General features: G+C 74.1%; 2 protein-coding genes and 1 pseudogene. All 3 read right to left on the reverse strand.

Translation table 11 applies throughout. The features are described 5' to 3' along the window. On the reverse strand, window positions 1-1,790 hold a 1,790-nt coding region (locus ACFXG1_RS32315; RefSeq protein WP_384745743.1), incomplete at its 3' end, for a type I polyketide synthase. 63 nt (window positions 1,791-1,853) lie between these two features. Further along, a pseudogene (locus ACFXG1_RS32320) lies at window positions 1,854-7,247 on the reverse strand (beta-ketoacyl synthase N-terminal-like domain-containing protein); the annotation flags it as partial. A 109-nt stretch (window positions 7,248-7,356) separates the two neighbouring features. After that, a partial coding sequence (locus ACFXG1_RS32325; RefSeq protein WP_384745745.1) for an SDR family NAD(P)-dependent oxidoreductase occupies window positions 7,357-10,936 on the reverse strand: 3,580 nt, incomplete at its 5' end.

Here is a 10,936-nt window from a genome sequence, read left to right on the forward strand (position 1 = left end):
AACCCCGCAAACACCTCAGACGAATCCAACAACCCCACCGCCATACCCACCCACTGATGACCCTGACCCGGAAACACAAACACCACCCGACCACCCGAAACCACCGGACCCGAACCCACCACCACACCCGGAACCACCCCACCACCAGCCAACCCACCCAACCCACCAACCAACCCATCCCGACCAGAACCCACCACCACACCACGCCACCCCAACACCCCACGACCCTCAACCAAACCCCGAGCAACACCCCACACATCCCCACCCTCAACCACAGAAACCAACCCACCCGCAACACCCCGCACACCACCCAACGAACCACCCGACACCACCAAAGCCACCACACCACCCCCCACCACACCACCGACGGGCACGAGTTCACCCGCGGCCGGCTCCGCCTCCTCCAGTTCCTCCGGCTCCTCCAGCAGGACATGGCAGTTCGTGCCACTGACCCCGAACGAGGACACCCCGGCCCGGCGCGGCCGCTCGCCGCGCGGCCACTCCTTCGGGCTGGTGAGCAGCTCCACGGCGCCCGAGTCCCAGTCCACTTCGGGCGTCGGCGCGTCCACGTGCAGGGTGCGCGGCATCCGCTCGTGCCGCATCGCCTCGATCACCTTGATCAGCCCACCGACGCCCGCCGCCGCCACACTGTGGCCGATGTTGGACTTGAGCGAGCCGAGCATCAACGGCCGTTCCCGCGGCCTGCCCTGCCCGTACGTGGCCAGCAGCGCCCGCGCCTCGATCGGGTCGCCGAGGGTGGTTCCCGTACCGTGCGCTTCCACCAGGTCGACATCGGCGGCCGAGAGCCCGGCGTCGGCCAGGGCCTGCCGGATCACCCGCTCCTGCGCGGGGCCGCTGGGGGCGGCGAGTCCGTTGGACGCCCCGTCCTGGTTGACCGCGGAGCCCCGGATCACGGCATGGATCCGGTGTCCGAGCCGCCGGGCGTCGGAGAGCCGTTCGACGAGCACCAATCCTGCGCCCTCGGACCAGGAGGTGCCGTCCGCGGCGGCGGCGAACGACTTGCACCGGCCGTCCGCCGCGAGGCCGCGCTGTTTGGCGAAGTCGATATGGCCGCCCGGGTCGCCGTTGACGGTGACCCCGCCCGCGACGGCCAGGGTCGACTCCCCGGACCGCAGCGACCGCACCGCGAGATGGAGCGCCACCAGCGACGAGGAGCAGGCGGTGTCCAGGGAGAGGGCCGGGCCCTCGAAACCGTAGGTGTAGGACACCCGGCCGGAGGCGACGCTGCTCAGCTTGCTGGTCATCAGATAGCCCTCTAGCTCCTCGGGCGCGTTGAGCCCGAGATAGCTCTCCTCCACGATGCCCACGAAGACACCGGTACGGCTGCCCTTCAGGGTGGAGACGTCGATCCCCGCGTGCTCGAACAGCTCCCAGGAGGTTTCCAGCAGGATCCGCTGCTGGGGGTCCATCGCCAGCGCCTCGCGCGGGGAGATCCCGAAGAAGGCGGCGTCGAAGAGGGGGGCGTCCTGAAGGAATCCGGAGCGCGTCGAGTAGCACTTCTCGTTCAGCCGCTCCAGGTCCCAGTCCCGGTCGGTGGGGGGCTCGGTGATGGCGTCGACGCCCTCGTCGACCAGCCGCCACAGATCGCCCGGTGAGCCGACACCGCCGGGGTAGCGGCAGGCCATCCCGACGATCACCATCGGCTCCTCGTCGGCGGCCTCCAGTTCGGCGAGCTTGCGCCGGGTCTCCTGGAGATCGGCCGTGACCCACTTCAGGTACTCGACGAGCTTCTCCTCCCGGGTCTCTCCCCGGGTCTCTTCCGTGGACATCGCGCCCTCCCCCTTCGTACGTGAAAAGCCGTTCCGGGGGCCTGGCGGGTCCCCGTCGAGCGGTCAGCGCCCCGAGCGCCCCAGCTCCGTGTCGATCAGGTCGAACATCTCGTCCACCGATGCCGATGCGATCCGGTCGGCAGCCGCCGCCCGGCCGTCCCCGTCCCCGTCCCCGGTGGGCTGGGCAAACCGCGCGGCCATCAGTTGGAGCCGCCGGTGGAGGACCGCGTGGTCCCGTTCGTCGTCCGCGAGCGCGGCCAGCTCGGTGTCCAGCCGGTCCAGCTCGGCCATCAGCCGGCCGGCCGTGGGCGCCGCGCCCGGCGCGGTCAGGGTCAGCAGATGCGCGGCGAGCGCCTCCGGCGTGGGATGGTCGAAGACCAGGGTGGCGGGGAGCCCGAGGCCGGTCTCGGCGCCGAGCCGGTTGCGCAGCTCCATCGCAGTCAGGGAGTCGAAGCCCAGTTCCTGGAAGTCGTTCCGTACCCCGACGGCGTACGGGTCGGCGTGGCCGAGTACGGCCGCGACCTCGGCCCGGACGAGCCCGAGGACGAGCGTCTGGCGCCCGGCCGGGTCGAGATCCGCGAGCCGCTCCCGGAGCGAGTGGGCGGGTTCGGCGGTCCGGACGCTCCGGCGGGCGGGCGCGCGCCGCAGGTCCCGTAGGGCGGAGGGGATCAGGGCGGGCAGCGCCGACCGGTCGACGGACGCGTCGACGAGGGCGGTCCGGCCCAGGCCCACGGCGGTGTCGAAGGCGGCCACGGCATCCGCTTCGGTACGGGTCCTGAACCAGTCGTGGGTCCGGTGTCCGGTCCCCGGCGTCCCGGCGTCGTCCGGCTGACCGGGCGGCCGGGCCAGGGCCGTCGCGGGCAGGCCGTGCGCGTACCGGTGGCGGGCGAGCCCTTCGAGGAAGGCGTCGGCGGCGGCGCCGTGCGCCCGGCCGGGGGCGCCGATGAGTCCGGCGGTCGAGTGGTACAGCACGAACGCCGTCAGATCGAGATCGCGGGTGAGGTCGTGCAGCTGCCACGCGCCGTCGGCCGTGGCCCGCAGCACGGCGTCGAGGCGTTCGGTGGTCAGGGCCGTCAGCGGGGCGTCGTCACGGGCCGACGGGAGGTGGACGACCGCCCGCAGCGGGTGTGTGGCAGGTACGGTCGCGAGCAGCGCGGCCAGTGCCGCCCGGTCGGCGGGGTCGCAGACGGCGGTATCGGCCCGGGCGCCCAGGGCGGTGAGTTCGGCGGCCAGGGCTTCGAGGTCCGCCGTATCGGCGTCGGTGGGGGCGGCGAGCAGCAGCCGGGTGGCGCCGTGTCCGGTGACGAGACGACGGGTGAGCGGTCCCGTGAGGCCGCCGGGGCGGCCGGTGACGAGGACGGTGCCGCCGTCGAAGGCGGGCCGGGTGGCGGGGCCGGTTTCGTCGGCGGGCCGTGCGGGGCGCAGCCGGGGCGCGGTGAAGCGGCCGTCCCGGTAGGTGAACTCGGATTCGCCGGTCCGGAGCGCCGCCGCCAGTTCGGCCGGTGGTACGGCGTTCGGGTCGGCGGCGCACAGGACGATCCGGCCGAGGGTCTCGGCCTGGGCGGAGCGCAGGAGTCCGCGTACGGCGGCGTAGGCCAGTTCGGTGGCCGCGCCTTCCGTGGTCCCGTCGGGCAGGAAGACGACCAGCCGGGTGCCGTGGAGCCGTTTCTCGGTGGCGAGTTCGCGGGCCAGGTCCAGCGCGCGGCGGGCCGCCTCGTGGACGGCGGCGGTCACCTCGGTGGCGGTTCCGGGCCGCCAGGGGACGAGCAGCCAGTCGAGAGGGGTGCCCGCGTCGACGGCGGCTGCCGCCTCCGCCAGGGTCGCGTACCGGGGGATGTCCGCCATCCCGGCGTCGAGCGCGCCCCAGCGGACGGGGTCGGTGCCGGTGTCGGTCTCGATGGGGATCCAGTCGAGGGTGTGGAGTTCGTCGCCGTCCCGGCCGGGTCGCCCGGTGCCGAAGTGGTCATCGGGTACGTCCCGGAAGGTGACGGAGTCGGCGGTGAACACGGGCTCGCCGTGCTCGTCGACGAGGGTCAGGGCGACCGTGCGGTCGTCCGTGCCGGGAGCGGACGGCAGTTCGGAGCAGCGGGCCAGGACCGAGGTCGCGCCGGTGGCGTGGAGACGTACGCCGCGCCAGTGGGCGGGCAGCGCTACGGTGCCGGGCCGTGCGGTCGCGGGGAGGGCGGCGTCCAGCAGGGCGGGGTGGAGCCCGTACCGCCCGGCGTCGGCGGCCCGGTCGTCCGCGAGTGCGAGTGCGGGTGCGAGTGCTGTGGCGGGGGCGTCGTCGGTGACGTCCCCGGTGGCGGTACGGAGGACGGGGGCGGCCTCCGTACCGCCGCCGAGAACTCCCCTGGCACAGATCGTCCAGGGCGCTTCGTCGGCTTCGGTTCTGGCGTGGACGGCGACGGGCCTGCCACCGGTGTCGTCGGACGCGCCGACGTTCACCCGTAGCTGTACGCCACCGTGTTCGGGCAGGGGGAAGGGCGTCTCCGCGGTGAGTTCGCGGACGACGGCGCTGCCGGTCTCGTCCCCGGCGCGGATCACGAGTTCGAGCAGGGCGGCGGGGGGCAGGACGGCCGTGTCGCCGATGGTGTGGTCGGCGAGCCAGGGGTGGGTACGGATCGAGACCCGGCCGGTGAGGAGGGTGCCGTCCCCGTCGGCCTGGGCGATCACGGCACCCAGCAGGGGGTGGTCCGTCGCGGTCAGTCCGAGGGCGGCGGTGTCTCCGTGCTGGGCGGGTGTGTCGATCCAGTAGCGGTCGCGCCGGAAGGCGTAGGTGGGCAGTTCGACCCGGCGGGCGCCGGGCAGGATCGTGTCCCGGTCAAGGGTGATGCCCCGGGCGTGCAGCCGGCCGCGGGCGGCGGCGACGGTCGCGGCCTCGGAGCGGTTGCGGCGCAGGAGGGGGACGACGGCGCCGGGTTCGTGGTCGAGGCTGCCCGGGACGAGGGCGCTCAGGACGCCGTCGGGGCCCAGTTCGACGAAGTCGCCGACGCCCCGGTCGGCGAGGGTGCGGACGCCGTCGTGGAACCGTACGGCCTCCCGGATGTGCCGTACCCAGTACTCCGGCGACGTCAGCTGTTCGGCCGTGGCCAGGTCTCCGGTCACATTGGAGACCACGGGAATGGCCGGCGGCCGGAACGTCAGTCCGGCGATCGCCTCGCGGAACCCGTCCAGCACGCCGTCCATATGCGGCGAGTGGAACGCGTGGCTGACCTTCAGGGCGGATGTCTTGCGTCCCTCGCCCTTCCACCACGCGGTGATCTTCTCCACCACGTCCCGGTCGCCCGAGATCACCACCGAGCGGGGTCCGTTGACGGCCGCGATCGCGACCGCGTCGCCGTATTCGGTCAGGGAGTCACGGACCTCGGCTTCCTCGCCCTGGATCGCCGACATCGCGCCGTCGTCACGCGCCGACTGCATCAGCCGGCCACGCGCCACCACCAGAGCGGCGGCGTCGGCCAGGTCCAGCACTCCCGCGGCGTGTGCGGCCGACACCTCGCCGATCGAGTGACCGAGCAGACAGTCCGGCACCACACCCCACGACGCCACCAGCCGGAACAGCGCCACCTCCACCGCGAACAGCGCGGGCTGGGCGAGTGCCGTGGTGTCGAGTTCCTTCGCCGGGTCCGTGCCCGCCGCCGCGAACAGCACATCCTTCAGCGACCGCCCCAGCAGGGGATCGACGGCGGCGCAGATCTCGTCCAGGGCACGGGCGAAGACGGGTTCGGCGTCGTACAGCTCACGGCCCATACCCGCGCGCTGGGAGCCCTGACCCGTGAAGACGAACGCCAGGCGTCCGGGGCGGGCGCGGCCGGTGAGGGTCACGGCCGGGTCACTGGTACCGGTGGTCAGGGACCGGAGTCCGCGGAGCAGTTCGTCGCGGTCGGCGCCGACGACGGTCGCGCTGTGGTCGAGTACGGCCCGGGTCGTCGCCAGGGAGTACGCGATGTCCGCGACACCGTACTCCGGACGCTCCGCCACGAAAGCCAGCAGGCGCTCGGCCTGGCCGCGCAGCGCCTCCGGCGTCTTCGCCGACAGGGTCCAGTCGACGGCGGCCGGCGTCGCGGGCGCGGGCGCCGGCGACACGGACCCGTCCTCCGGGGGCGCCTCCTCCAGGATCACATGGGCGTTGGTGCCGCCGATTCCGAAGGCGGACACGGCGGCCCGGCGCGGCCCTTCGTGTCCGGGCCAGGGCCTGGCCCGGGTGAGGAGTTCGATGTCCCCGGCCGACCAGTCGACGTGCGGGGTGGGTTCGTCGGCGTGCAGGGTGCGGGGCAGCCGGCCGTGGCGCAACGCCTCGATCATCTTGATGACGCCGCCGACCCCTGCCGCCGCCTGGGTGTGACCGATATTCGATTTGAGGGAGCCGAGGAGGAGGGGCCGGCCGGGGTGCCGTTCACGGCCGTACGTCGCCAGCAGCGCCCGCGCCTCGATCGGATCACCCAGCCGCGTCCCCGTGCCATGCGCCTCGACGACATCGACATCGGCCGCCGAAAGACCGGCGTCCGCCAGCGCCTGACGGATCACCCGCTCCTGCGCCGGACCGTTCGGCGCCGTCAGACCGTTCGACGTACCGTCCTGGTTGACCGCCGAACCCCGGAGCACCGCCAGCACCCGGTGCCCCTTGCGCCGCGCGTCCGACAGCCGCTCCAGGACGAGCATGCCCGCGCCCTCGGACCAAGACGTGCCGTCGGCGGTGGCGCCGAACGCCTTGCAGCGGCCGTCGGGTGACAGGGCGCGCTGCCGGGAGAACTCGACGATCGAGAACGGGGTGGACATCAGGGTCACCCCGCCCGCGAGCGCGAGATCGCATTCGCCGCGCCGCAGCGCGCCCGCCGCCAGATGCAGGGTCACCAGCGACGACGAGCAGGCCGTGTCCACGGAGACGGCCGGACCCTCGAAGCCGAAGGTGTACGAGAGCCGGCCGCAGGCGATGCTGCTGGACACGCCCCCGGCGAGATGTCCGGCGATCTCGGCCGGGACGTCGTCGAGGACCCCGGCGCCGTAGCCCTGGTACATCAGTCCGGTGAAGACGCCGGTGGCGCTGCCCCGGAGGGTGGCGGGGACGATCCCGGCGCTCTCCATCGCCTCCCAGGTGGTCTCCAGCAGCAGCCGCTGCTGGGGGTCGGCGGCGAGGGCCTCGCGCGGCGACATCCCGAAGAACGCGGCGTCGAAGTCGGTCATCCCGGTGACGAATCCGCCGTGCCGGGTCAGGGTCTTGCCGGGCCGGTCGGGATCGGGGTCGTACACGTCCTCGTCCCAGCCCCGGTCGGCGGGGAACTCGGAGATCGCGTCGACACCGTCGTCGACGAGCCGCCACAGATCGGCCGGGGACTCGACCCCGCCCGGGTAGCGGCACGCGGCGCCCACGATCGCCAGCGGCTCCCGCGCCCGCTCCTCCACCTCCTTGAGTCGTGCCCGGGCGTCGCGCGCGTCCGCGATGGCCCGCTTCAGATACGTACGGAGTTCGTTCTCGTCCGCCATGTCACACCACCGCTCCTGATAGTCCGGATGTTCCGGGAACACGCGTCGTGCGACGCCCGGGCGAGCCCATGTGCGCCGCCCCCTATTCCGCGCCGTCGACCAGGGCGAACAGCTCCTCGTCGCTGGCCGCGTCGAGATCGCGGCCCCGGCTGCCACCGCCGCCGATCAGCAGCAGTTCCTGGAGGCGGGCGGTGATCCGGCCCTGGGCGTCGGCGTCGGCCGCGGACGAGCGGATCAGGTCCTCCAGCCGGTCGAGTCCCGCGATGACCGGGTCGGCGGCCGATGCGGGTCCGTCCCCGGGGCCTTCGACGGCGATCTCACCGTCGAGATAGCCGGCCAGCGCGTCGGCCGACGGATGGTCGAAGGCCACGGTGCTGGGCAGGGCGAGACCGGTCGCCGCGGTCAGCTGGTTGCGCAGCTCGACCGCGGTGAGCGAGTCGAAGCCCAGCTCCTGGAGCGGGGTGCCGGGTTCCACGGCCAGCGGGTCGGCATGGCCGAGTACGGCGGCTATCCGGGCCCGGACCAGATCGGTGAGCAGCCTGCGGCGCTCGTCGGGCGCGAGCCCGGCGAGACGTTCGGCGAGCGGGGGTCCCGACGGTTCGGACCCGCCCCCGGCGGACCGCTTGGCGGGCGTCCTGACCAGGCCCCGCAGCAGCGGGGGCGGTTCGGCGCCGCCCGCGCGCAGGGCCGCGGCGTCGAGCCGGGTCATGGCGAGAACGGCCTCGTCGGGGCCGTGTGCCGCGTCGAAGAGGATCATGGCGTGGGCGGAGGACAGGGGCCGCAGACCGATCCGGGCCAGCCGGCGCAGATCGACGTCGTCCAGGGCGCCGGTGAGGGCGCTGGTCTCCTCCCAGAGTCCCCAGGCGAGGGAGACGCCGGGCAGGCCGTTGGCCTTGCGGTGGGCGGCGAGGGCGTCGAGGAACGTATTGCCCGCCGCGTAGTTGGCCTGGCCCGCGGTGCCGAAGAGACCGGCGAGCGACGAGTAGAGGACGAAGGCCGAAAGCTCGGTCTCCCGGGTCAGCTCGTGCAGGTTCCAGGCGGCGTCGATCTTGGCCGTGAGGACCCGGTCGAGCTGTTCGGGGGTGAGCGCAGTGACGACCCCGTCGTCCGTGACGCCCGCCGTGTGGACGACCGCCGTCAGCGGACGGTCGGCGGGGACGGCGGCAAGTACGGCGGCCAGCGCCTCACAGTCCGCCACGTCACAGGCGGCGATCGTGACCCGGGCGCCGAGGCCGGTCAGCTCCTCCTTGAGTTCGGCGGCGCCGGGCGCGGCCTCGCCGCGCCGGCTGAGCAGCAGCAGATCGCGGGCGCCGTGCCGGGTCACCAAATGCCGGGTGAGTACGCCGCCGAGCGCGCCGGTCGCGCCGGTGACGAGGACGGTTCCGGTGTCCCACCGGGGCGCGGTCTCCGCCCGGTCCTGGCCGGGCAGGGGGCGGGCGAGCCGGGGGACGAGGACGCGGCCCGCGCGGACGGCGAGCTGGGCCTCGTGCGCGGCGACGGCCGCCGCGACGCCGGGCGGCACCCCGGTGGAGAGGTCGTCGGTGTCGACGAGGACGAACCGGTCGGGGTGTTCGGTCCGCGCCGAGCGGAGCAGGCCCCACACCCCGGCCGCGGCGAGGTCGGTGACGTCTTCGGGTCCGGCCGCGACCGCGCCGGACGTCACCACGACCAGGCGCGAGGACGCGAACCGCTCGTCGCCGAGCCAGGTCTGCACGGTCCGCAGGGTGTCGTGCAGGACGGCGCGGGCCGCTTCGGGTGTGCCGGTGCCGTGGGCGGGCCGGCCCGTCAGCGGGAGGACGACGGCGGGCGGTACGGCCGCCCCCGCGTCGACCGCCCCCACGAGCGCGTCGAGATGCGGATAGGTGGTGGCGCCGGGCACGGCCGGCGGACGGTCGCCCGTGTCGGTACCGGTGCCGGTGCCCGTGCCGGTGTCGACGACGGCCCAGCCGTCGGTCCCCGGTACGGGTCCCGCGGGGTCGAAGGCCGTCCACTCCACCCGGAACCGGCCCGACCTGAGGACGGTGTCGGTCTCCGAGAGCGCGTCCTGGGAGAGCGGGCGCAGGGTGAGTCCTTCGACGGAGGCGACGGGGGCGCCGGTCTCGTCGGCGAGCACGATCTCCGCCTTCGGGGAGTCCCCGTCCGGATCGGTGACCGTGAGCCTGACCCGGAGCGCCGTGGCGCCCGTACGGTGCACGCTCACCCCGGCCCAGGCGAACGGCAGCCGGGCGGGCCCGTCGTCGCCGAGCACACCGGGGAGCATCGGGTGGAGCGCCGCGTCCAACAGCGCCGGGTGCAGGAAGAACCCGGCGTCGCCGGAGCGGGCCCCGCCCGGCAGCGCCACCTCGGCGTAGACGGCGCCTTCGGTACGCCAGACCCGGCGCAGGCCCTGGAAGGCGGGGCCGTAGGTGTAGCCGCGGTCGTGGAGTTGGTCGTACACCCCGTCGATGCCGACCTCGGTGGCGTCGGCGGGCGGCCAGGCGGTGAGGCCGGTCGCCGCAGGCCCGCCCGGTGTGCCGGGTGTGCCGGTGGCGAGGGTTCCGGTGGCGTGGGCCTGCCACGGGGCGTCGGGGGCGGTCTCGGTGTCGGGGCGGGAGTGGACGGCGACGGCGCGGCGGCCGTGGTCGTCGGCGGGACCGGCCTTCACCTGGAGGTGGACGCCGCCCTGTTCGGGCAGGACGAGGGGGGCGGCGAGCGTCAGCTCCTCGACGCGGTCGCAGCCGACCTCGTCCCCGGCGCGGACGGCGAGTTCGAGCAGGGCCGTGCCGGGGACGAGGACCGTGCCCCGGACGACGTGGTCGGCGAGCCAGGGGTGGGTGCGGAGGGAGAGCCGCCCGGTGAACAGAACGGCGTCCTCATCGGCGATGGGCACCGCCGCGCCTAGGAGGACGTGGTCGGCGGTGTTCAGTCCCAGCCCGCCGGCGTCGGCCGGGGCGTTCTCCTCGGTGAGCCAGTAGCGGTCGCGCCGGAAGGCGTAGGTGGGGAGATCGACCCGGTGGGCGCCGGACAGGATCGTGTCCCAGTCCGGGGCCGCGCCCCGGGCGTGCAGCGCGCCGAGCGCGGCGGCGGCGGTCGCGGCCTCCGGACGGTTCCGGCGGAGCAGCGGGATCAGGGCGCCGGGCTCGTCCCGGAGCGCGCCGCCGACGAGGGCGGTCAGCACACCGTCGGGGCCGAGTTCGACGAAGTCGGTGACCCCTTCGCCGGTGAGGGTGCGGACGCCGTCGTGGAACCGTACGGCCTCCCGGATGTGCCGGACCCAGTACTCCGGCGACGTCAGCTCCTCGGCCGTGGCCAGGTCTCCGGTCACATTGGAGACCACGGGCAGGGTCGGCGCGCGGAACGTGAGTCCGGCGATCGCGGTACGGAACTCCGCCAGCGCACCATCCATATGCGGCGAGTGGAACGCGTGGCTGACCTTGAGGGCGGTTGTCTTGCGTCCCTCGCCCTTCCACAACGCGGTGATCTTCTCCACCACGTCCCGATCGCCGGAGATCACCACCGAGCGGGGTCCGTTGACGGCAGCGACGGCCACGGCGTCGCCGTATTCGGCGATGGACTCCCGGATCTCGGCCTCCTCGCCCCCGATCGCCGACATCGCGCCGTCGTCCCGCGCCGACTGCATCAGCCGGCCACGCGCCACCACCAGAGCGGCGGCGTCGGCCAGG

It is taken from the genome of Streptomyces sp. NPDC059248, assembly GCF_042753905.1.
GTDB lineage: Bacteria > Actinomycetota > Actinomycetes > Streptomycetales > Streptomycetaceae > Streptomyces.